We start from the raw sequence: 20,442 nt of genomic DNA, 5'->3' as shown, positions 1-20,442 counted from the left end.
GTACGGACTCATCGACCCCATCACCTCGCTGCCCAGCAGATGCGGCTTGACGGCCTTACCGGCCCCCGACGTCCCCGACGCCGCGACGATCACGGCCTCCGGCTCCACCAGCCCCGCCCCGAAAACGGGCCACAACGCCAACGACACCGCCGTCGGATAACACCCCGGCACCGCCACCCGCCGCGCCCCCCGCAACGCCTCCCGCCCGCCGGGCAGCTCCGGCAGCCCGTACGGCCACGTCCCCGCATGCGGCGCCCCGTAGAACCGCACCCACTCCCCCGCGTCCCGCAACCGGAAATCCGCACCACAGTCGACCACGAGCACGTCCGGGCCGAGTTCGTCCGCCAGCGCGGCGGACGCGCCGTGCGGCAGCGCGAGGAAGACCACGTCGTGCCCCGCGAGCACCTCTGGGGACGTTTTCTCCAACACCCGTTCCGCCAGCGGGGCGAGGTGGGGCTGTACCTCGCCCACCGTCCGTCCGGCGTTGGAGTCGGCGGTCAGTGCGCCGATCTCGACGTGGGGGTGCCGCAGGAGCAGTCGCAGCAGTTCACCGCCCGCGTATCCACTCGCGCCCGCCACAGCTATGCGCACCATGTCTGGTCCTCGGATCCGTTCCTTGCTCGTCGGCCCTGCCATCCGGCCGAAGCTTAGCTTAGGCTAGCCTTACCTTTCCTCTCCGGCAGGGCCCCTCCGGTCGCCCTTCCGCCGCTGCCCGGCGGCATCACCCACGCGGGTGAGGTCTCGTCGCCGTTTGCCCAGAACAGGGCCGTTACGCGTCAACTCTTCCCGGATAGCCGCACGTTACTTCTGGTAGACAGCTCCCCGTCTCTCAAGGACGGCCGCCCCGCCGCCCGACGGAAAGGGAAGCATGGACGAGGAAGAAGACCGCCGCCTGTACGCGATCGCCCCCGAGATCAGCCGGGTGACGGTCGGCCTGCTGCGGACGGTGGTCGGCCTGGAGCCGGCCGAGCGGGTGCCGGAGGAGGCGCTGGGTGTGGCCGACGACGTGCTGGCCCGGCTCGGCACGGACGGACTCCGGTCGCTCGTCATGAGCCTGGCAGGGTGGGCGGCGGTCGGCATGGAGAACGTCGCCCAGCTGACCGGCAAGACGTACGAGGCGCTCGTCGACGAGATCGAGCTGACCTGCCTGGAGGCCAACCCCGAAGGCTGAGGCGCGCGGCCCGGCTCGCGAACACGCCGGCCGCCCACACCGCGTCCGCCCCCGGTGCGCGGAAGGACGCACTCCCCTGCCGCGCCGCAGCCACGCACGCACGCGGTCCGGCCGCAGGCCCCGGCACCGCCGAGCGCCTTGACGCATGCCGCATGACGCCACCGACCCCTTCCCGGCGCCGCGGGAGAAATCCGCTCCGGCGCGGCCCGGACGGTTGCCCGTCCCCCCGCGTGCGCTCCCCTGCACCCTCCCTCGCTTTGGCATGTCTCCGCGCTCGATAGCGGCCGACTCCCCCACGCGGCAGGGCGGTCGCCCCGCGCGCGGAGGGAGAAAGGGGGCGCACGGCGCAACTCTCAAGAAACCCGATAGGACTATTGCATTCTCCGCTAAGATGCTCGGACGAGCGATGCCGTCGATCCGATGAGCGGCCGCATCAGGCCGTGCGCGTTTCGCCGGAACCGACCGCGCGTCAGCTCACCGGCCGGGCCGCGGCACGTGCCCCCACGCGCGCCTGTCGCCCCGCACCTCCTGTGTCGTCCGACCCGTTTCCCGTCGCCGTTCCAGGACCTCTCCGCATTCGCGCAGGCACAGCCGCCGCAGCCCCTCGACCGCCGGAGGACAGCCGCCCATGCACCAGACCACCACGCTGCTCATCGAACTCGGCATCGTCATCCTCGCCCTGGGCCTCCTCAGCCGCCTCGCCGGCCGGATCGGTTTCTCGCCCATACCCCTCTACCTGCTCGCGGGCCTGGCCTTCGGCCGCGGCGGCGTCCGTCCGCTGGGCGCCAGCGAGGGGTTCGTCGCCACCGGGGCCGAGGTGGGCGTCGTCCTGCTGCTGCTCCTGCTCGGGCTGGAGTACAGCGCCTCCGAGCTGATGAGCAGTCTCCGCACCCAATCCCCTTCGGGAGCGGTGGACTTCCTGCTCAACGCCCTGCCGGGGGCGGCCGCCGGGATGCTGCTGGGCTGGGGCGCGGTGGCCTGCGTGGCGCTGGCCGGCGTCACCTGGGTGTCGTCCTCGGGGGTCATCGCCAAGGTGCTCGCGGACCTCGGCCGGCTGGGGTCCGAGGAGACGCCCGCCGTGCTCGGCGTCCTCGTCATCGAGGACCTCGCGATGGCCGGCTACCTCCCGCTGCTGACCGCCCTCCAGGCGGGCCTGAGCGTCGGGGCGGGCGGGCTGATCCTGCTGACGTCCCTGGGCACGGTCACCGCCGTGCTCTACGTGGCGCTGCGGCACGGGCACGTCATCAGCCGGGCCGTGTCCTCGGACAACCCGGAGCGGATGCTGCTGGTGGTGCTCGGCCTGACGCTGGCCTTCGCGGGGGTGGCCCAGGAGCTGCACGTGTCGGCGGCGGTGGGGGCGTTCCTGATCGGCATCGCGCTGTCGGACGAGGTGGCTGAGGACGCCCGGGCGCTGCTGTCCCCGCTGCGGGACCTGTTCGCCGCCGTCTTCTTCCTCTTCTTCGGGCTGAGCACCGATCCGGCGACGGTGCCCCCGGTCCTCGGTCCGGCCCTGGCCCTCGCCGGAGTCACGGTGCTCACCAAGGTGGGCACCGGCTGGTACGCGGCCCGCAGGGCGGGAGCCGGGCCGGCGGGGCGCTGGCGGGCCGGCGGCACGCTGGTCGCCCGGGGCGAGTTCTCCATCGTGATCGCCGGTCTGGCCGTGGGCGTGGAGCCGCGAGTCGGCCCGCTGGCCACGGCCTACGTCCTGGTGCTGGTGGTGCTGGGCCCGCTGGCGGCGCGGTGGACGGAGCCGCTGGTGCGCCGGATGACCCGGCGGCGCGTCACCGCGTCGGTACCGGCGCCCGGCCGGCCGGTGGTGGAGCACGCGGACACCCGTTGACGAGGGGGCTGTCGAAAAGCCGGAGAGGAGCCTCAGAGGCGGTGCCCGGGCGGCAGCGGCTGTTCCGTCCAGACGGTCTTGCCCTCCCGCTCGTAGCGGGTCCCCCACCGTTCGGTGAGCTGGGCGACGAGGAACAGGCCGCGTCCGCCCTCGTCGGTGCTGCGGGCGCGGCGCAGGTGCGGCGAGGTGTTGCTGGCGTCGCTGACCTCGCAGATCAGGCTGTGGCCGCGGATGAGCCGCAGGGTCACCTGCCCCTTCGCGTACCGGTAGGCGTTGGTCACCAGTTCGCTGACGACGAGTTCCGTCGCGAAGACCAGGTCGTCGAGCCCCCAGGCGGTCAGCTGCTCGGTCATCAGCCGGCGGGCGGTGGAGGCGGCCTGTTCGTCGCCCGGGAGGGTCCAGGTGGCCACCCGTTCCGGGCCGAGGACGCGGGTGCGGGCGAGCAGCAGGGCGACGTCGTCGTGCGGCCGGGCCGGGAGCAGCGCGTCCACCACGGCTTTGGCCGTCTCCGGCAACGGCCGGTCGTGTACGGCCAGTTGGCGGCCGAGTTCGGCGATGGCGGAGTCGACGTCGCCGCCGGGTGACTGGATGAGCCCGTTGGTGAAGAGGGCCAGCAGGCTGCCCTCGGGGAGTTCCAGTTCCGTCGCCTCGAAGGGCAGGCCGCCGAGGCCGAGCGGGGGACCGGGCGGCAGGTCGGGGAGGGTCACCCGGCCGTCCGGGGTCACCACCGCGGGCGGCGGGTGGCCGGCGCGGGCCAGGGAGCAGCGGCGGGAGACCGGGTCGTAGACGGCGTAGAGGCAGCTGGCCCCGGTCACCTGGTCGTGCGGGAAGTCGCGGATGTTGACCTCCTGTTCGGCGGCGAGCCGGTGCACGAGGTCGTCGAGGTGGGACAGCACCTCCTCGGGTTCCAGGTCGAGTTCGGCCAGGGTGTGGACGGCGGTGCGCAGCCGGCCCATGGTGGCGGCGGCGTCGATGCCGTGGCCGATGACGTCGCCGACGACGAGGGCGGCGCGGGCCCCGGAGAGCGGGATGATGTCGAACCAGTCGCCGCCGACGCCCTCGGCGGCGCCGGCCGGGATGTAGCGGTGGGCGACCTCGACGGCGGGCAGGTCGGGCACCTCGCCGGGCAGCAGCCGGCACTGGAGGGTGAGGGCGGCCTGGTGCTGGCGGGTGTAGCGGCGGGCGTTGTCGATGCAGACGGCGGCGCGGGCGGCGAACTCGGCGGCGAGCGTCAGGTCGTCGTCCTCGAACGGCTCGGGGCGGCGGGCGCGCCAGAGGGCGACGAGGCCGAGGACGAGGCCGCGGGCGACGAGCGGCACCATCATGACGGAGTGGACGCCGAGTTCGGCGGCGCGCTCGGCGCGTTCCTGCGCGACGGCCCGCAGCCCGGAGGGGCCCCGGCCGTCCTGGACGAGGACCGGGCTCTTGTCGGCGAGGCAGCGGGCCTGGGGGCTGTCCGGGGGGAAGACGATGCGGTGGCCGACCGGGTGCAGGGCCTCCTCCACCTCGGCGACGACGGTGGCGGAGGCGGCCCGGCAGACGGCGCCGGCGCCGTCCTGGGAGGGTTCGTCACCGCGGCTGACCGCTTCGAGGAGGTCGACGGAGACCCAGTCGGCGAGCTCGGGGACGAGGACGTCGGCCAGCTCGCGGGCGGTGGTGTCGACGTCCAGCGAGGTGCCGATGCGGCGGCCGGCCTCGTCGAGGAGGGCGAGCCGCACCCGGGCGCGGTGGCGTTCGGTGACGTCCTCGACCAACTGGGTGACGCCGAGCACCCGTCCGGCCGAGTCGGTCGTCCGGAACGCCGATACGGAGACGAACCGCTCCTCGGCCGGGGCCGCGCGGAGCCGGCAGGGCTGCTCGGTGAAGATCATGGGCCGGCCGGTCTCCAGCACCTGCCGCAGCCGGCTCTCGATGGTGTCGGTGTCGTCGGTGATGAGGAAGTCGCCGGTGCGGCGGCCGACGGCCTGTTCGGCGCGGATGCCGCCGATGTGGGCGACGGCCTTGTTGACGCGGAGGATGCTCAGGTCGGGGGCGTGCACGGCCAGCCCGATGGGCGAGCGCCGGAACAGCCCGTCGAGCACGGACCGGTCGGTCTCCCACTGGACGACGTCCTCGGCAGGGGCGCCGACCAGGAACCACTCCGGCGGGCCGTCCGGCCGGACGACGCGCCGGGCGCGGACGCCGATGTGGATCCGCTTGCCGTCGGCCCGGAGCACGGGGAGCACCCCGAACCAGCCGCCGTCCCGGACGCAGGTCCGCGCCGTCTCCGTGACCTCGGTCCGGTCGCGGGGGGCGAGGAGGACGTCGGCGGCGGGCCGGCCGGTCACCTCCTCGGCCCGGTGGCCCAGCAGCGCCGTGGTGTTCTCGCCCCAGCCGACGACCGTCCCCCGGTGGTCGAGCACCAAGGTGGCCGCGCGGGCGAGCGAGAAGGGGTCGTCCGGGCTCTCGCTGACGGGCGTCGTGGTTGCGTCCGCCATGGGCTGCCTCCTTCCGCGCGGGGCCGGCCGGCCGCGCCTGCGCCGGGGCGCCTTCCACCCGGGACATCTTCCACAGTGACGCGTGTCCGGCCCGTACGCCCTTCGGGCGCGGCCGGTCCGGCGGGAGCGGGGGTGGGGGCGGCGCGAGCCGGGGCGGGTCCGGCGGAGGCGCGGGCGGGTCCGGCCGTCCGCAGCCGGCCGACAAATTACATGGCACTGTCATCGATTTATGGTGATGATTCGGGCTATGAACCGTGGATTCGATGATCTGGTGGCCGAGGCGGCCTCCGTTTCCGTGGACGGCTGGGACTTCTCCTGGCTGGACGGCCGGGCCACCGAGGCGCGCCCCTCCTGGGGCTACCAGAAGCTGATGGCCGCGCGGCTGGCCGGGGCGTCGGCGGCGCTGGACGTCCAGACCGGGGGCGGCGAGGTGCTGGCGGGCGCCGCCGTGCTGCCGCCGGCGATGGTGGCCACCGAGTCCTGGCCGCCGAACGTCGCCAAGGCCACCGCGCTGCTGCACCCGCGCGGCGCGGTGGTGGTGGCGGCGCCGGACGAGCCGCCGCTGCCGTTCGCCGACGCGGCGTTCGACCTGGTGACCAGCCGGCATCCGGCCACCGTGTGGTGGTCGGAGCTGGCCCGGGTGCTCCGGCCGGGTGGCACCTACTTCGCGCAGCACGTCGGGCCGGCCAGTGTGTTCGAGCTGGTGGAGTTCTTCCTCGGCCCGCAGCCCGAGGCGCGCCGGAAGCGCCACCCGGACGACGAGAGCGCCGCGGCCCGGGCGGCCGGTCTCGAGGTGGTGGACGTCCGGTCGGAGCGGCTGCGGATGGAGTTCTTCGACGTCGGCGCGGTGGTGTACTTCCTGCGCAAGGTGATCTGGACCGTCCCCGGCTTCACCGTCGACCGCTACCGGGACCGGCTGCGCGAGCTGGACGAGCGGATCCGGGCGGAGGGCCCGTTCGTCGCCCACTCGTCGCGGGTGCTGTTCGAGGCGCGCAAGCCCGCCTGACCCGGCGTCCGTTCGCCGCCCGCTGAGTGGAAGCCCGCGGGCAGCGAACGGGAGGGGGTCAGCCGAGGACGTGGACCTCGGTGCTGCCGGTGCCGGTCCGGCTCTTCTTCACCGCCACCAGGTCGGGGCGGCCGTCGCGGTTCCAGTCGGCGGTCGCCGTCGCGAAGGTGTCGTCGGTCTCGTGCAGGGCGGTGCCGGTCTGCAACAGGAAGCTGCCGAACGCGGGCGCCGCGGCGGCGGCCCGGCTGCCGTGCCGGGAGCCGTCGGCCGAGGCGGCCGCGGGGAGAGCGAGGACCGCCCCGAGGGCGATCGGGACGAGTGCGGCGATGGCCTTCGAAGTGCGCACAGGAATGCCTCCCTGACACATGCTTCCGGGAGGTTCCCGGAGGGCGCGACCGATGCTAGGGGCCCACGGGTTACCGGCAGCCCCGGCGGCCGGGCCGACGTCCGTAACCCATGACTGAAGGTCCGATTCCTACTGGGGAACAGCGGCCGTCGGCCACAATTCCCTTCGGAATCAAGCCGCTTCGGCGCTCCGGCCCGAGCGCACTCCCGTCTCGCGCTTGTCACGGCTCCCGCCTTCCCCTCGCGCGTCGGCCCCCCTATGCTGCCCGAGGAACACCGTGGTCCAGACCAACGGCGTGGAAGCAATGGGGAGTTGCTCCCGCGTCCGACCGGTCCGCGCTGTTCCGCCGAGGGGGGTGCAGTCCCCACGCCTGCGGAGGAACCATGACGCTCTCTCCCACCGTCCGCCGTGCCGTCGTCGCCTCAGGAACCGTTCTCTGTCTGCTGACGGGAACGGCCGCCGCCCTGCCGGCCGGCGCGGCACCGACCCCCACATCGTCCGGTGTGCCCACCCTCGCCGTCGGCCCGCTCGGCGCCGAACTGCTGTCCGCCGCCGACAAGGTCGGCCTGTCCTGGACCGGCGACCAGTCCGGCAGCAAGGACCAGAACTGGGGCAGCGGCGGCACCTACCACTACGTACTGAAGCCCGTCAGCGGCCAGGCCACCCCGGACGTCGACTGGAAGGTGCGGTTCACCCTGCCCGAGGGCCAGGCCTTCGACAGCGAGTACCAGCAGGACCAGGTCACCGTCGCCGGCTCGACGCTGACCGTGAACCCGTCCCAGGACTGGCGCAGGAAGGTGCCGCAGAACGGCCTGGAGATCATCATCGCCTGGAAGGAGGACCCCTCCCCCATCGCGGCCGCCCCCGGGAAGCCCGACGCGCCCGCCACCTGGGCCCCGTACGTCGACACCAGTCTCTACCCCGAACCCGACCTGCCGAAGATGTCGGAGGCGAGCGGGGCCCGGCAGTTCACCACGGCGTTCGTCGTCTCGGACGCCCAGGACCGGAAGACGCCGGTCTGGGGCGGCCAGCACTCGCACCCCGTCTCGGGCAACTACGGGGTCCCACGGATCAACGCGCTCCGGCGGGCGGGCGGTGACGTGGTCGTCTCGTTCGGCGGCGCCAACAACCAGGAGCTCGCCCAGGACATCACGGACGTCGGCGCCCTCACGGAGGCGTACGGCGGTGTCGTCGAGCGGCTCAAGGCGTACAAGCTGGACTTCGACGTCGAGGGCACCGCCGTCGTCGACAAGGCGGCCAACACCCGGCGGGCCAAGGCGCTCGCCGCACTCCAGAAGCGGTACGCGGCCAAGGGCACGCCGTTGCACATCTCGTACACGCTGCCGGTCCTGGCGAGCGGGCTCACCCCGGACGGCCTGGAGGTCGTGCGCGACGCCCTGCGCAACGGACTGGCCGTGGAGACCTGGAACGTGATGGCCATGGACTACGGCCCCCCGGTCAAGGACATGGGCCAGGCCGCCATGGACGCGGGCACCAACCTGCACGACCAGCTCGCCGCGCTCTACCCGGGCACCCCGGACGCGGCGGTGTGGAAGATGGTCGGCATCACCCCGATGATCGGCGTCAACGACAGCCCCGGCGAGACCTTCACGCTGGAGGACGCCCGCCGGCTCGCCGCCTGGGCGTCGCAGAAGCACATCGGTCGGCTGTCCATGTGGTCGGCCACCCGCGACCACCCGTGTGACAAACCGACCGCGAGCCCGGTCTGCTCCGGCATACCGGGCCAGCAGGAGTACGAGTACAGCAGGATCCTCGGTACGTTCACCGGCTGACCTCTCGCACGGGTATGCGGCGGTACGGGGGCTTCCGTCCCCGTACCGGGTGGTCGTCGGCCGTCCCCGGGGTCCGGGCGCGCCGGGGTCGGTACCGTCGGTTCCGGCAGCGCCGGGGCTCCGGACCACGACGACTCCGAGGACGGTATGACCACGACTCCTCCGCTCGGTTACGCGTTCGACAACGACAGTGAGCACGCCACGGAGCAACACCGTTGCCTCGCCGCGGCGTACGACGGCTTCAGCACCCACCGGCTCGCCCGCCTCCCGGTCGCGCCGGGGGCGCACTGCCTGGAGGTGGGCGCGGGCGGCGGCAGCGTCGCGCGGTGGCTGGCGGCGCGGGTCGCGCCGACCGGTTCCGTCCTGGCCACGGACGTCAAACCGCAGCACGCCCCGGCCGCGCCCGGCCTGCGCGTCCTCGTCCACGACGCGCGGACCGACCCGCTGCCCGAGGGCGCGTTCGACATCGTCCACGCCCGCCTGGTGCTGATGCACCTGCCCGAGCGCGAGGCGGTGCTGCGGCGGCTGGTCGCCGCGCTCCGACCGGGGGGCTGGCTGCAACTGGACGAGTTCGACGAGACCACCTACGGCCCGCTGGTGCCGGTGGGCGGGTGCGGCGAGGCCGCGGCGGCGGCCTACCGCGCCTACCTCGACGCCAAGCTCCGGCTGCTCCGGGCGGCGGGGGTCGACCTGGCCTGGGGCCGCCGGGCGGCCACCGCCATGCACCGGGCTGGCCTCGTCCACGTCGACGCGGAGCCCGCCGTCCAGCAGTGGCGGGCCCACTCCCCCGGCACGGCCCTGCAGATCCACAACACCCGCCACCTCCGCGACCGCTTCCGCTCCGCCGGCCTGACGGACGACGGTCTCCGGGCGGCCCGCGAGGCCATGAGCCACCCGGACTTCCTGGCCACCTCGTGCCTCATGTACTCGGTGCAGGGCCGGCGGCCCCACGCCTTCTAGTCTTTCCGGTCCCTCACGCCGGGTGCTCGGCCCTGGACGCCGGTTCGGGGGCGGCTTCCGTCGCCCCGGTGTTTCGGCGCACCGCGGTGCGCAGGCCGGCGGCGACGCCGAGGACGGCGCAGGCGGCGGCGATGAGGTAGATCAGGCCGAGCCCCCGGCCGTCGCCCCAGCCGTGGGAGGAGCCGTACGCGGTGACGGCCGTGCCGACGCCGGTCATGACGGCGACGGAGAGGGTCTCGCACAGCTGAAGGCCCGAACTGGCGGCGCCCTCCTGCCCCTTGGGGGCCAGGGAGAGGACGATGGTGGTGACGGCGGGGTAGACGAGGCCCATGCCGAGGCCGGCGACGGCCCACCCGCCCACGGCGAGCGCGACGCTCTCCAGTGAGGTGCCCACGGCCAGGGCGATCATCCCGTCGCCGGCCAGCAGCAGCACGAACCCGAGCACCACGCGCGCGTGCCGGCCGGCGCCGCCGCCCCGGGTGTCCAGCTTGGCCTGGAGCCAGGCGCCGGTGACCCAGGTCAGGGCGCCGGCGGAGAGGGCGAGGCCGGAGCCGAGGGTGTCCAGGCCCATGACGCGCGTCATGCTGAGCGGGAAGAAGGACTCGCCGCCGTAGTAGGCGGCGCTGACCAGGCCGCGCACGACCATGCCGGCGGGCATGCCGCGGCGGACGGTGAGGGTGCCGGCGGGCAGCAGCTTGCGGAGCGCCGGCAGGGTGACGGCGAGTCCGGCGACGACCAGCGGGACCAGCACCGCGGGGTCGCGGTTCTCCAGGCCCGCGAGGAGGGCGCCGACGCCGAGCACCAGCAGGAGCGTGAGCGGCAGCCGGTTCCCGCCCGGCCCGGGTTCTGCGGGGGCGAGACCGCGCAGGGCGGGCAGGGTGAGCAGGGCGGCGACGGGGACGAGCGGGACGAGGACGAGGAAGACGACGCGCCAGTCGGTCGCGTTCGCCAGCGCCCCGGCGACGGCCGGGCCGAGCAGGGCCGGCAGGGTCCACGCGGAGGCGACGAGGGCGAGCATGCGCGCCCGGAGCGCGTCCGGGTAGGCGCGCCCGACGATCAGGTAGGCGAGGGCCAGGACGCCGCCGACGCCTAGCCCCTGCAGGGCGCGGCCGGCCAGCAGGACGTACCAGTTGCCGGCGAGGGCGGCGACGACGCAGCCGGCGACGAAGACGGTGAACGCCTGGAGGTAGGGGCGGACGGGGCCGCCGCGGTCGGCGCCCTGGCCGGCGGCAACCGTGCCGAACAGGTTGGCGAGCATGAACGCGGTGAAGGCCCAGCCGAAGAGGTGCACCCCGCCCAGCTCCTCGGCCGCGCGCGGCAGCACGGTCGCCACGCCGAGCCAGAGGAAGGCGACCAGGGTCACCGAGGTGATCAGCCCGAAGGACAGGGCGCGGTAGCGCGGGGACAGCACGCCTTCCGCGGGGGTGGTGGTACCGGACTCGTCCCGCATAGGACCTCCGTTCGCCCGGGCGTCCACGACGCGTCTCACCGCACGCCACGCCGTTCCGGCGGCGGATCACCCACAGGCTTTCATAGGCACTTGGCTATTTAGGCAACGGATTATATAAGCGCGATTTGATAGAGTGTCAACGTGAGTGAGAAAGCGCGGAGTTCGACCGGCCGGACCGTCGAAGCGGCCGAGGTGGCGATGTTCAGGGCACTCGGGCACCCGGTGCGGCTGGGCATCATGAAGGCGCTGGCCGAGCGGCCCGAGACGTGCGCCTGCGATTTCACCGAGCTGTTCCACGTGTCGCAGCCGACCATCAGCCAGCACCTGAAGGTGCTGCGCGAGACCGGGCTGGTCGTCACCCGCCGGCAGGGCACGCAGATCTGCTACTCGGTGCGGCCGGACGCGCTGCACCGGCTCCACGCGGCGCTGACGGCGATCCAGCCGCCGCGGCTGGCCGAGGCGGGCTGACCCCGGAACCGCCCCGGTGGGCCCGCGCGCACCCCGGCCGGGACCGCCCCCGCGCCCGCCTGCATGATGGGCCGATGACCAGCACAGAACCCACGCCCAGCACGGAATCCGTCGTCGCCGCCGTCCGCGCGGTCGCGGCGGAGTACGGCCGCGAGGTGACCGACGTCTCCCACGACATCGGCGCCGACCAGGTGGCCCGCCGCACCTCCGCCCCGATCTTCGCGGTCACCGACCCCGACGGGTCGCTGCCGCACCAGGCGTACGTGGAACTGGCCGGTCCGCCGCACGTCGAGCTGACGGTCCACCCGGAGGGCGACACCCGCGTCATCGTGGAGGGCGTGGACTTCCCGGACGTGGCGCACGAGCACGTACCGCACTTCCTGCGCGCCCTGTTCACCGGGACCGCCCACATCGTGACCCGCTTCTTCCCGCCGGCCACCGTACTCGTCGTCCCGCTGCCGGGCGACGTGACATACAAGGAGCACGTGCTCGTACCCCTCTCCCCGTGGCTGGCGGCCCGCCGGCGCTGAGCGCCCGGACGCCGGCCATGAAGTTGATCATGGCGGGGTAGGGTGACCGCCCGGTGCGCGTCAACGGGTCCGCCGGACCCGGCACCGGACAGCAAGGAGACACCAATGCGTCGTATGTCCACCCTCGTCGTGACCGCCGCGATGGCCGCGGGCGTCGTCTTCACGGCCCTGCCCGCGCAGTCCGCCGTCGCGGGCACGATCACCTGCGACGTGCCGGCGATGCACCAGCAGATCGCCCGGCTCCGGGACCGCGCGGCCCGGCTCGACCACAGCGGCGACCACAGCGGCGCCCAGCGGACGCGGTCGGAGGCCAACGCCCTCCAGCAGCGGATGCAGTGGTGCATCGACGCCGAGAACAACGCCTGATCCGGCGCCCCGGGCGGGGTGGGGCGGCGGGCCCGCCCCCGCCGTCAGGAGGTGCTGAGCGCCGCCACGCCGCGCGCGGCCGGGAGCGGGTCGTGCCGCACCCGGCCGGCGGGCAGGCCCGCCGCCGCGAGCCCCGCCGTCATCGCCCGGACGAGGGCGGGCGGCCCGGCGACGAACGCCGTGCGCCGGGACCAGTCGCCGTGCCGCAGCACCGCGTCGGCGACCGCCTCCCAGCGGCCCGGCCCCGGTCCGTCCTCGATCACCGGGACCACCCGCAGCCAGGGCCTGCGCCGGGCCAGGCTCGCCGGGGTCTCCGCGTCGTAGAGGTCGGCGTAGCTCCGCGCGCCCAGGAAGAGGTGCACGCCGTGCTGGCCAGCGCGGCCCGAGGAGAGCTCCTCCAGCAGCGCCTTCGCGGGGGCCCAGCCGGTGTCCCCGGCCACCAGCAGGATGTCGCCGGTGAGGTCGTCGTCCAGCGTCATCGTGCCGCTCGCCGGGCCCAGGCGCAGCGTGTCGCCGACGCGGGTGTGCGCCACCAGCGCCTCGCTCACTCCCCCGCCGCCGGCCAGCCGGATGTGCAGCTCCAGCTCGCCGTCGGGGCGGGGGGCGTTGGCGAACGAGTAGTAGCGCCACGCCTGCGGGAGCCGCGGCGACTGGACGGCCGCGTACTGGCCGGCGCGGTAGGCGTACGGTTCGCCGGTACGGACCCGGAGGACCGCCAGGTCCGGGCGGGGCCGCTCGTGCGCGGTCACCTCGGCCTGCCAGGCGGGCGGTTCGCCGATGGCGGCCTCGGCGCCCTCGACCATCGCGGCCACGGCGAAGCGCAGCATGCGCAGCCACGCCGTCTCCATGGCGTCCGTCCAGCGCGCGCCCGCGGTGCGGCGCAGCGCCTCGCGCAGGGCGGCCTCGAACGCCTCGTAGTGCGCGGGCCGGACGCCCAGTTTGCGGTGGTCGCGGCCGAGGCGCGTGAAGGTGGCGGCCACCTCGTCCGGGTCGTGCAGGTGGTCGATGAGGTACTGGAAGATGTGCGCGAGGTGGCGGCGCTGGAACTCCATGGACTCCGGGAACAGCGACCGCAGGTAGGGCCAGCGCTGGAAGAGCTCGTCGTAGAGCTCGGCTATCAGCTCGTCGAAGGGTGACACGAGGTCGATGCCGCGCAGGATCTCCCGCTGGTCGGCCGCGCCGTCGTAGGGGGCCGCGGTCCGGCGCGGCGCGGCGGGGGTGCGCCGCTCGCCCTGCGAGAGCAGGGAGCGGCGGAGCCGCATCGCGTCGTGGCGGGCCAGCAGGCCGTGGTACTCGTCGCCGACGGTGCTCACGGTCAACACCCCGCGGGGCGGTCGCCGCGGCGTCGGGGCCGGGCGGGCGGGGAGGGGTGCGGGCGGGTGGCGGGGGCGCTCCAGTCGTGGCGTGACACGGTGCGGGGACTCCTGTCGGGGGTGGTGCGGGCCGGCTCCTGCTGCCGGTGGTCCCGGCCGTCGGGTGGGCGGCGCGCGCCAGTATGGCACCCGTCACCTGTGCCCGAGGGGCCCCGTCCACCAGGGCCGTTCGGCCCTTCCGGAGCGCCGCCTGCCGTGTTTTGACGGCCCGTCAGGGGACCCTTGGACCCGGGCGGGACCGTTCGGCCCAGGGTCCGGCCGGCGCCGGGCCGCCGATGCTGGACGCGGGCCGGGAGGAGCCGACCGACCCCCGTGACGCACGGGCTCCTCCCGGTTCCGCGCGTCGTCGGGGCCGCGCGCCCCGACCAGGCCCCGCTCCGAGGAGGAACGTCATGTCCCACGCAGTCCTGGCGCTCGGCGTCGTGGTGCTGTGCGCGTCCGGCTGCGTCTGGTACCTGCCGGCCGTCACGGACGTCCGGGCCGGCGGCGACCGGCCGCGGTCGCGCCGGCTGGCGGCCACCGCCTGTCTGACGGGCTGGGGGACGACCGCGCTGCTGGCCCCGCTGCTGCTGGCCGGGGCGGCGTGGCCGACGATCGGCGGCGTCGCGGCGGCCGGGGGCGCGGTCTGCGTGGCGCTGCGTTCGCGCGCCGTGGTCGAACAGGGCCGCGAGCGGCGGGAGACGGACCGGCACTGGGCGGTGCTCGGCGGTCCGGTGCGGAGTGAACCGGCGCGGCCCCGGCGGGCGTTCACGGGCTGGCTGCTGGCCGGTCTGGCGGCGGCGCCGGCGGTCTTCGCGGCGGTGCTGGCCGGGGGGACGGCGAGCGGTACGCGACTGGCGGGCGCGGTGGCGGCCGGGGCGGTCGTCACCCTCGTCTTCCTGGGCCTGGCCGGGGTGCGGGCGCACACGGCGGCGCGCCGGGGCTGAGGGCCGGTCCTCGGGAGGCGGTGCCCGGGACCGTCCGTTCGCCGGACAACCCGCCCGCCCGCGCGGCACCATGGGGCGCCGGACAGAGAGAGGTGACGAGATGACGTCCCGTATCGGCGACTCCAAGACCATCGACGCCCGGGCCCGCGCGCATCTGGGGTCGAAGGGGCTGCTCCGGTGCCGCACCTGCGGCAGTTCGAAGGTGTCGGTGCACGATCAGGGCACGCTGGGGGTCCTGGTGATGTGCCAGGCGGACGGCTGCCTCGGGGTGCACACCGTGTTCCAGAGCTGAGCGTTCCGGAGCCGACGGGGCCGAGGGAGCCGGTGGGGCCGACAGGGCCGGCCGGTTCGCCGGCCGGCGCCGGACGGACCGCTGTCCGTCCGGCGTCCGGGGTGGGAGCGGGCCGGGGCCCGTCCCGTGCGGATCAGTGGCGGACCGCCGCCGCGTGCCGCTGCCGCAGCTGCGCGGTGACCGCGTCCGACGCCTTGACGGCCTTGTTCGGCTTCACCCCGGCGGCCGAGGCCGGCGGCGTGGCGCAGGCGATGTCCGTGCCCGTCGTGTAGACGCCGTCCTTCTTCTGCTGCCCGCCCTGGTACTCGTAGTAGACGTACGAGTAGAAGTCGATCCGCCGGCTGGGGCCGCAGGCCGAGTCGGCGGCGATGTCGTAGGTCAGCTTGACCGTGCGACTGGCGCCCGGGACGACGGGCACGTTGTAACGGACGGTCCCCGTCTGGCCGTTGACGTCGCACTGGACGGCCTCACCGGTGCAGGACTTGAAGGTGTACTTCAGCCCGGGGTCCTGCGTGGTGTTCCAGGTCGGCTGGATCGACTGGTACACGAACTGGGTGTTCGTGGACTGGTCGTTGGTGAAGGTCATCGTGATGGTGACCGTGGAGCCGGGGGTCGCCGACGGCTTGTCGACGGTGATGGCCATGGGCGGCGCGGCGGCGGCCGAGGCCGGCTGCTGGACGAGGCCGGGCAGGCCGATGCCGAGGGCGAGGAGGCCGGAGAGACCGAGGCGTCTGCGTGTTGTAGGGCGCATGGCGGAGGAGAGTAGACAGCCGTGGTTCCCGTGACTGCACCGCCCGAAAGGGATCGGCCACGCTCCGGCTGGGTCCTGTGACTCCCGGTGCTGGTGCGGCGCCGAATGACGCGCTTGGACACTTGTGCGAGTTGGCCGGGAATGGACGGGCGGAGGGGGGCGGGAACGGGGAAAACGGGCCGGGCGGACGCCGCGGAAGGGGTCCGCGGGGCTCGGCGACATCGGCGGGGCCGGCGGGCGTAGGCGAGGCCGGCGGCATGGGCGTCAGCCAACCACCCGCAGCCGCTCCGGCGTCACCGTGCGCAGGAACGGCGGCACGGTCAACGCTACGGCCGCCGCGAAGACCAGGAAGGCGGCCCGTTCGCCGAAGCCCTGGGCCAGCAGCCCCGCCGCGCCCGCCCCCAGGGGCATCGCGCCCCAGCTGAGCAGCCGGTACGCGCCGTTGTAGCGGCCCGACATGGCGTCCGGGACGAGGTGCTGGCCGATCAGGCGGGCGTTGACGGTCCACAGGGTGCCGCCGAGCCCGCCGAGGAAGGCCGCGCCGGCCACCGCCCACGGACTGCCGGTCAGGCCGGGGACGGCCACCATCAGGAACGTCGTCACCAGGTCCGCGAGGAGGGCCCGGCGGCGGCCGAGCAGCCGGTTGACGTGGGTGGCGGTGAGCGCGCCGGTCAGTCCGCCGAGCCCGAGGGCGCTGACCATGATCCCGTAGTCGCCGGCCGAGAGGCCCATGCGTCCCGTCGCGACCACCGGCATCAGAGCGGTCCAGGCGCCCCAGCTCGCGCAGAGCACCGTGAGGGTGAGCGACATGGTCCGCAGCAGCGGCTCGCGCCACAGGAACCGCAGCCCGTCCCGGATCTCCCGGTGCACGTCGGGCCGCGGCCCGGCGGCGGGTCCGGCCGGGGCGGGCCGGTCGGCCCGGAACCGGCCGGCGAGCAGCAGGAGCAGTGCGCTGCCGGCCGCGTAGGCGACCCAGACGGAGCCGAGGGCGATGCCCGTGCCCGCGGCCAGCAGGAGGCCGCCGACGAAGGGGCCGCCGAACTCGTTGGCGGCCGTCTCCGCCCCGGCGATCCACGCGTTCACCCGTTCCCTGCGCCCGGGCGGCACCAGGGCTGGGACGAGCGCCGCCGCGGCCGTGAGCGCGACGACCTCGGCGACGCCCAGCACGAGGGCGGCCCCGAGGAGGACGGCGATGCCCGCCCGGTCCGTCGCCACCGCCGCGCCGAGGGCGCCGACGGCGAGCAGCCGCAGGCCGTCCGCGCACCACAGCAGCAGCCTCCGGTCGGCCCGGTCGGCGAGGACGCCGACGTGCAGGGCCGTCAGCAGCCACGGCAGCGTCAACGCGAGGGAGACCGCCGAGACGAGCGCCGGGGACGCCGTCAGCCGGGTCGCCAGCAGCGGGAGGACGACCTTGGTGACGCCGTCCGCGAGGTTGGTGACGACGGTGAACACCGGCAGCACGACGGAGTTGCGGGTTCCGGCGGACGGCCCTTCCGCCGCCCGCCCTTCGGCGGCGGCGTCCTGCGCCAAGCTCACGATAAACCCCCTATGACGGATGACCGGTTAGCGGTGAGACCGGAGCCTCGCACGGGGGGCGACGACCCGTCAACCGGTGACGGCGATAGCCGGTTAAGCTGTGCGCGGGAGGTACGAAATGCGCGAAGCACCGCCGGCGGCCCTGTTGATCGAGGCGTTCGTCAACACCGTCGACGTCGAGGAGGGGACCGACGACCTCCCCGACCCGGCCGCACTGGCCGTCTGGTTCCGGGAGCGCGGACTGCCCGCCGGGGACCCGGCACCCGGCGCCGAGGACCACCGCCTCGCCCTGGCGCTGCGCGCGGGCCTCCGCGAGGAACTGGGCGTCCACGTCGGCGACTCGGCCGACCCCCGGCTCGTCGGGGACGCCGAGGCGGCGCTGGCGGCCCTGCCCCTGCGGGCCGTCCTCCACCCCGGCGCGGCGGGCGCCGCCCTGGTCCCCGACCCGGAGGCGCCCCCGGCGCGGCGCGCGCTGGGCGCCCTGGCCGTCGCCTGGAGCGAACTGGTCGTCACCGGCGAGGCCGCCCGCCTCAAGCGCTGCGCGGAGCACGGCTGCGCCTGGGTCTTCTGGGACACGTCCAAGAACCGCAGCCGCCGCTGGTGTTCGATGCGCGTCTGCGGCAACCGCGCCAAGGCCCGCCGCTACGCGGCCCGGCAGACCGCCCGCGACCCCGACTAGGGTGACCGGGTGAAAGCGACAGGAACACTGACCGGGCTGGCCGTCGGGGACGCGATGGGCTTCCCCACCGAATTCAACGACGTGGAGTCGATCCTGCGGAAGTGCGGGCCCTGGCGGGAGATGGACCTGCCGCGCCCCGCGTTCATCACGGACGACACGCAGATGACGCTCGCCGTCGCCCGCGCCCTCCGCACGGCCCTGGAGCACGGACCGCTGGAGGCGCGGCACTTGGCGCCCGCGCTGCGGGCGGAGTTCGTCGCCTGGTGGCGGTCCCCGGACAACGACCGCGCGCCCGGCCGCACCTGCCTCACCGCGTGCGAGCGCCTCGCCGCCGACGACCGCCCCTGGCAGGCCGCCTGCGACCCGCACTCGAAGGGCTGCGGAGCGAACATGCGGGTGGCCCCCGTCGGCCTCGTGCCCGGCCTCTCCCCCGACCAGCGGGCCGGTGCCGCCCAGTTGCAGTCCGGTCTCACCCACGGCCACCCCGCGGCCCTCGCGGCGAGCGACCTGACCGCCCACGCGGTGCACGTGCTGGCCCAGGGCGCCCGCCCGGCGGAACTGTGCGGCCTGCTGCGGACGTACGCGGAGGAGAACCGCACCCGCTACCACGAGCGCTGGCTCGGCGACCTCTGGCGGTACGCCCACGACCCCTCCCCCGAGGCGTTCGCCGCGCGGGGCTGGGACACCTGCCTCGCGACGCTCGACCGGCTGGACGAGGCCCTGCGCGCACCGGACCCCGAGGCCGACCCGTGCCTGGCGACGGGCGCGGCCTGGATCGCCGAAGAGGCCCTGGCGACGGGCCTGTTCTGCTTCCTCCTCTTCCCCGACGAGCCGCTCACGGCCGTACGACGGGCCGCGTGCAGCTCCGGCGACTCCGACTCCATCGCCTGCCTCACCGGCGCCTTCGCGGGCGCCCACCTCGGCGCGACGGCCTGGCCCACGGAGTGGACCGCCCGCCTGGAACACCGAGAGGAACTGACGGCCTTCGGCACCCTGTGGGACCACTGAGCCGCTCCGCGTCCCGGCGGCCGCCTGATGCGCAGCTGATCACCCCCTCCCTACGCTGAACGGCACACCGACGCCGGTCGGTTACCAGTGCCGGTCGGCTCACCGGCGCCGCGGAGGAGGGGTGAAGGGGAATGACCAGCGACACACAGCCGGCGCTCTGGCGGCGGGTCGGGGTGGTGGCGGCGCTCATGGTGGCGGCGTTCACCTTCAACACGGTGGAGAATCTGCCGATCGGGCTGCTGACGCTGCTGTCGGACGACCTGGGCGCCTCACTCGGCGCCGTCGGGATCCTGGTCACCGGCTACGGCGTGACGGTGGCCGTCGCCTCGCTGCCGCTGGCCCATCTCACGCGGTCGGTGCCGCGCCGCCACCTGCTCACCGCGCTGCTCGGGGCGCTGGCGGTGGCGAACGCGGTGGCCGCGGCGGTTCCCTCGTACGGGTGGGTGTTCGCCGCGCGGGTGGTGACGGCGCTCGCCCAGGCGCTGTTCTGGGCGGTGATGGGGCCGGTGGCCGTGGGGCTGTTCCCCGAGCGCGTGCGGGGGCGGGTCCTCGGGGTGCTGTCCGTCGCCGGGTCGCTCGCCATGGTGCTGGGCGTTCCGGCCGGGGCGTGGCTGGGCCGGCACCACGGCCGCGCGGCGCCGTTCGCCGTCCTGGCGGGCGCGGCGGTGGTCTCCCTGGTCCTGGTCGCCGCCCTGCTGCCGGTCACCCGGCCCGAGGAGGGGCACGGCTCGCGGGGTACACGCCCGGACCGGCGCCGCTTCGCGGTCGTCCTGGCCGTCACGGCGCTGTCGGTGACCGGCGCCTTCGCCGGATACACGTACGTGGTCGAGTTCCTGTGCGAGGTGAGCGGCTTCTCGGCCGACTCCGTCAGCGCCCTCCTCGTCGTGCCCGGTGTGGCGGGCGTCGTCGGGGTCTCTGTCGCCGGGCCGCTGCTCGACCGCCATCCGCGCGCCACCCTGGCCGTCCCGGTCGGCACGCAGGCGGCCGGCATGCTGGGCCTCTACGCGTTCGGCGACCGGCAGGCGGCGGCGGTGGCCTTCCTGGCGCTGCTCGGCGCGTCGCTGGGACCGGTGTTCATGGCCACGCAGGCCCGCGTCCTCGAGTCCGCGCCGGGCCGTACGGAGGTCGCACTCGCCGCGAACTCGGGCGCGTTCAACGCGGGAGTGGCCTTCGGGGCCCTGCTCGGCGGCGCGTTGCTGCCCACGGCGGGGGTGCACGGCACCTTCCTGGCGGGCGGGCTGCTGACCCTGGCGGCGCTGACGGCCCTGCCGGCCGAGCGGCTGCTGCCGGCCGCCGCGCGGGGCGGGCCGGCGGTCCCGTCCTGACGGCGCGGCCCCGGACGGCCCGGTGACCGGAACCGGACGGCCCGGTGACCGGAACCGGACGGCCCGGTGACCGGAACCGGACGGCCCGGTGACCGGAACCGGACGGCCCGGTGATCGGAAATCGGGGTGACCGCACCGGCACCGG

At 74.9% G+C, this 20,442-nt stretch carries 19 protein-coding genes and 1 pseudogene; 13 read left to right on the top strand and 7 right to left on the bottom strand.

What is annotated here, in order from left to right; translation table 11 throughout:
- A pseudogene (locus tag JNW98_RS24035) lies at nt 1-594 on the bottom strand (N-acetyl-gamma-glutamyl-phosphate reductase); the annotation flags it as partial.
- Nucleotides 595-868: 274 nt separating this feature from the next.
- On the opposite strand from JNW98_RS24035, the gene JNW98_RS24030 reads away from it, so the two are divergent.
- Entirely contained in the window at nt 869-1,171 is a 303-nt protein-coding gene (locus JNW98_RS24030; protein WP_004953812.1) for a hypothetical protein, read from the top strand.
- Nucleotides 1,172-1,799: 628 nt separating this feature from the next.
- On the top strand, nt 1,800-3,011 hold the full coding sequence (locus JNW98_RS24025; protein ID WP_223770360.1) for a cation:proton antiporter: 1,212 nt from the start codon (nt 1,800-1,802) through the stop codon (nt 3,009-3,011).
- 32 nt (nt 3,012-3,043) lie between these two features.
- Here JNW98_RS24025 and JNW98_RS24020 read toward each other — a convergent pair whose 3' ends face one another.
- Nucleotides 3,044-5,488, bottom strand: coding sequence for a SpoIIE family protein phosphatase (locus tag JNW98_RS24020; protein WP_223770359.1), 2,445 nt, complete (start codon nt 5,486-5,488; stop codon nt 3,044-3,046).
- A gap of 247 nt (nt 5,489-5,735) precedes the next feature.
- Here JNW98_RS24020 and JNW98_RS24015 point away from each other — a divergent pair, with 247 nt between their 5' ends.
- The gene (locus JNW98_RS24015) at nt 5,736-6,494 is read left to right on the top strand and encodes a class I SAM-dependent methyltransferase (protein WP_223770358.1); all 759 of its coding nucleotides are present in this window, start codon (nt 5,736-5,738) and stop codon (nt 6,492-6,494) included.
- A gap of 58 nt (nt 6,495-6,552) precedes the next feature.
- Here JNW98_RS24015 and JNW98_RS24010 read toward each other — a convergent pair whose 3' ends face one another.
- On the bottom strand, nt 6,553-6,840 hold the full coding sequence (locus JNW98_RS24010; protein ID WP_223770357.1) for an FG-GAP repeat domain-containing protein: 288 nt from the start codon (nt 6,838-6,840) through the stop codon (nt 6,553-6,555).
- A gap of 383 nt (nt 6,841-7,223) precedes the next feature.
- On the opposite strand from JNW98_RS24010, the gene JNW98_RS24005 reads away from it, so the two are divergent.
- The gene (locus tag JNW98_RS24005) at nt 7,224-8,633 is read left to right on the top strand and encodes a glycoside hydrolase family 18 protein (protein WP_223770356.1); all 1,410 of its coding nucleotides are present in this window, start codon (nt 7,224-7,226) and stop codon (nt 8,631-8,633) included.
- A gap of 147 nt (nt 8,634-8,780) precedes the next feature.
- The gene (locus JNW98_RS24000; protein ID WP_223770355.1) at nt 8,781-9,593 is read left to right on the top strand and encodes a class I SAM-dependent methyltransferase; all 813 of its coding nucleotides are present in this window, start codon (nt 8,781-8,783) and stop codon (nt 9,591-9,593) included.
- Between the two features lie 13 nt (nt 9,594-9,606).
- Here the strand turns inward: JNW98_RS24000 and JNW98_RS23995 are convergent, their stop codons facing one another.
- Entirely contained in the window at nt 9,607-11,043 is a 1,437-nt protein-coding gene (locus JNW98_RS23995) for an MFS transporter (RefSeq protein WP_223770354.1), read from the bottom strand.
- Nucleotides 11,044-11,184: 141 nt separating this feature from the next.
- Between JNW98_RS23995 and JNW98_RS23990 the strand changes: the two genes are divergently transcribed.
- The 3 genes from JNW98_RS23990 to JNW98_RS23980 all read left to right on the top strand — a co-directional run bounded on the left by JNW98_RS23990 (nt 11,185) and on the right by JNW98_RS23980 (nt 12,407).
- Entirely contained in the window at nt 11,185-11,511 is a 327-nt protein-coding gene (locus tag JNW98_RS23990) for an ArsR/SmtB family transcription factor (protein ID WP_223770353.1), read from the top strand.
- Between the two features lie 74 nt (nt 11,512-11,585).
- Nucleotides 11,586-12,041, top strand: a complete 456-nt coding sequence (locus JNW98_RS23985; RefSeq protein WP_223770352.1) for a hypothetical protein — start codon at nt 11,586-11,588, stop codon at nt 12,039-12,041.
- Between the two features lie 105 nt (nt 12,042-12,146).
- Nucleotides 12,147-12,407 (top strand): hypothetical protein, encoded by a 261-nt coding sequence (locus JNW98_RS23980; RefSeq protein WP_223770351.1) that lies wholly within the window; start codon nt 12,147-12,149, stop codon nt 12,405-12,407.
- A 44-nt stretch (nt 12,408-12,451) separates the two neighbouring features.
- Here JNW98_RS23980 and JNW98_RS23975 read toward each other — a convergent pair whose 3' ends face one another.
- On the bottom strand, nt 12,452-13,720 hold the full coding sequence (locus tag JNW98_RS23975; RefSeq protein ID WP_223770350.1) for a globin domain-containing protein: 1,269 nt from the start codon (nt 13,718-13,720) through the stop codon (nt 12,452-12,454).
- Between the two features lie 452 nt (nt 13,721-14,172).
- Between JNW98_RS23975 and JNW98_RS23970 the strand changes: the two genes are divergently transcribed.
- A complete protein-coding gene (locus tag JNW98_RS23970; protein WP_223770349.1) occupies nt 14,173-14,706 on the top strand; it encodes a hypothetical protein in 534 nt (177 codons plus the stop codon).
- A gap of 100 nt (nt 14,707-14,806) precedes the next feature.
- Nucleotides 14,807-14,998 (top strand): hypothetical protein, encoded by a 192-nt coding sequence (locus JNW98_RS23965; RefSeq protein WP_223770348.1) that lies wholly within the window; start codon nt 14,807-14,809, stop codon nt 14,996-14,998.
- Nucleotides 14,999-15,131: 133 nt separating this feature from the next.
- Here JNW98_RS23965 and JNW98_RS23960 read toward each other — a convergent pair whose 3' ends face one another.
- Entirely contained in the window at nt 15,132-15,749 is a 618-nt protein-coding gene (locus JNW98_RS23960; protein WP_223770347.1) for a hypothetical protein, read from the bottom strand.
- A 264-nt stretch (nt 15,750-16,013) separates the two neighbouring features.
- Nucleotides 16,014-17,285, bottom strand: a complete 1,272-nt coding sequence (locus JNW98_RS23955) for an MFS transporter (RefSeq protein WP_372459314.1) — start codon at nt 17,283-17,285, stop codon at nt 16,014-16,016.
- A 118-nt stretch (nt 17,286-17,403) separates the two neighbouring features.
- Here JNW98_RS23955 and JNW98_RS23950 point away from each other — a divergent pair, with 118 nt between their 5' ends.
- From JNW98_RS23950 to JNW98_RS23940, 3 genes are all read left to right on the top strand, one after another.
- Nucleotides 17,404-17,964, top strand: a complete 561-nt coding sequence (locus JNW98_RS23950; RefSeq protein ID WP_223770346.1) for a CGNR zinc finger domain-containing protein — start codon at nt 17,404-17,406, stop codon at nt 17,962-17,964.
- A 9-nt stretch (nt 17,965-17,973) separates the two neighbouring features.
- Nucleotides 17,974-18,972 (top strand): ADP-ribosylglycohydrolase family protein, encoded by a 999-nt coding sequence (locus tag JNW98_RS23945; RefSeq protein ID WP_223770345.1) that lies wholly within the window; start codon nt 17,974-17,976, stop codon nt 18,970-18,972.
- 131 nt (nt 18,973-19,103) lie between these two features.
- Nucleotides 19,104-20,297 carry an MFS transporter gene (locus tag JNW98_RS23940; RefSeq protein WP_223770344.1) on the top strand — a complete coding sequence of 398 codons (1,194 nt, stop codon included), beginning with the start codon at nt 19,104-19,106 and terminating at the stop codon, nt 20,295-20,297.
- Nucleotides 20,298-20,442: the final 145 nt, after the last annotated feature.

This window comes from Streptomyces huiliensis, assembly GCF_020037025.1.
Taxonomy (GTDB): Bacteria; Actinomycetota; Actinomycetes; order Streptomycetales; family Streptomycetaceae; genus Streptomyces; species Streptomyces huiliensis.
Note: the sequence above shows the minus strand (reverse complement) of the source record. Positions and strands in the feature narration are given on the sequence as shown.

Excerpts from the sequence above, each read along its gene's own strand:
- JNW98_RS24020 (WP_223770359.1), bottom strand. The coding sequence starts at position 5,488 with ATGGCGGACGCAACCACGACGCCCGTCAGCGAGAGCCCGGACGACCCC.
- JNW98_RS24025 (WP_223770360.1), top strand. The coding sequence starts at position 1,800 with ATGCACCAGACCACCACGCTGCTCATCGAACTCGGCATCGTCATCCTC.
- JNW98_RS23965 (WP_223770348.1), top strand. The coding sequence starts at position 14,807 with ATGACGTCCCGTATCGGCGACTCCAAGACCATCGACGCCCGGGCCCGC.
- JNW98_RS23960 (WP_223770347.1), bottom strand. The coding sequence starts at position 15,749 with ATGCGCCCTACAACACGCAGACGCCTCGGTCTCTCCGGCCTCCTCGCC.
- JNW98_RS23980 (WP_223770351.1), top strand. The coding sequence starts at position 12,147 with ATGCGTCGTATGTCCACCCTCGTCGTGACCGCCGCGATGGCCGCGGGC.
- JNW98_RS23995 (WP_223770354.1), bottom strand. The coding sequence starts at position 11,043 with ATGCGGGACGAGTCCGGTACCACCACCCCCGCGGAAGGCGTGCTGTCC.
- JNW98_RS23950 (WP_223770346.1), top strand. The coding sequence starts at position 17,404 with ATGCGCGAAGCACCGCCGGCGGCCCTGTTGATCGAGGCGTTCGTCAAC.
- JNW98_RS24005 (WP_223770356.1), top strand. The coding sequence starts at position 7,224 with ATGACGCTCTCTCCCACCGTCCGCCGTGCCGTCGTCGCCTCAGGAACC.
- JNW98_RS24030 (WP_004953812.1), top strand. The coding sequence starts at position 869 with ATGGACGAGGAAGAAGACCGCCGCCTGTACGCGATCGCCCCCGAGATC.
- JNW98_RS23985 (WP_223770352.1), top strand. The coding sequence starts at position 11,586 with ATGACCAGCACAGAACCCACGCCCAGCACGGAATCCGTCGTCGCCGCC.
- JNW98_RS24015 (WP_223770358.1), top strand. The coding sequence starts at position 5,736 with ATGAACCGTGGATTCGATGATCTGGTGGCCGAGGCGGCCTCCGTTTCC.
- JNW98_RS23970 (WP_223770349.1), top strand. The coding sequence starts at position 14,173 with ATGTCCCACGCAGTCCTGGCGCTCGGCGTCGTGGTGCTGTGCGCGTCC.
- JNW98_RS24000 (WP_223770355.1), top strand. The coding sequence starts at position 8,781 with ATGACCACGACTCCTCCGCTCGGTTACGCGTTCGACAACGACAGTGAG.
- JNW98_RS23940 (WP_223770344.1), top strand. The coding sequence starts at position 19,104 with ATGACCAGCGACACACAGCCGGCGCTCTGGCGGCGGGTCGGGGTGGTG.